This is a genomic window from Paenibacillus sp. GbtcB18 (genome assembly GCF_019091125.1).
GTDB classification, from domain to species: domain Bacteria; phylum Bacillota; class Bacilli; order Paenibacillales; family NBRC-103111; genus Paenibacillus_F; species Paenibacillus_F chitinolyticus.
The window spans coordinates 1-298 of the sequence record NZ_JAGXJX010000233.1 but is presented as its reverse complement, the minus strand read 5'-3'; the positions used below and the strand labels follow the sequence as shown (position 1 = coordinate 298).

Annotated in this window: 1 protein-coding gene; it reads left to right on the top strand. The window is 60.1% G+C overall.

Annotation, left to right across the window (positions count from 1 at the left end; all coding sequences use genetic code 11):
• Positions 1 to 298: Gfo/Idh/MocA family protein (locus KVT34_RS30110; RefSeq protein ID WP_217563279.1), on the top strand; the 298-nt coding region annotated here is incomplete at both ends.

Sequence of the window (298 nt, the reverse complement as noted above, 5' to 3'; positions counted from 1 at the left end):
GCCGTCTACGGAAGCTATGAAGAATTGCTTGCCGATCCGACCCTGGAAGCGGTGTACATTCCGCTTCCGAACCATCTGCATTTCGAATGGACGATTAAGGCCGCAAGAGCGGGAAAGCACGTGCTCTGCGAAAAACCGCCTGCTCTTACGGCCGCCCAGGCGCAAGAAATGGTCGCGGCGTGCAGGGAAGGGTGCGCCCTCCTTGCGGAAGCTTTTATGTACCGGCACCATCCCCGGTACGACCGAATCCGCGAGATTCTCGCGGCCAGTGAGCTGGGCGTTATACGCGCGATGCGCG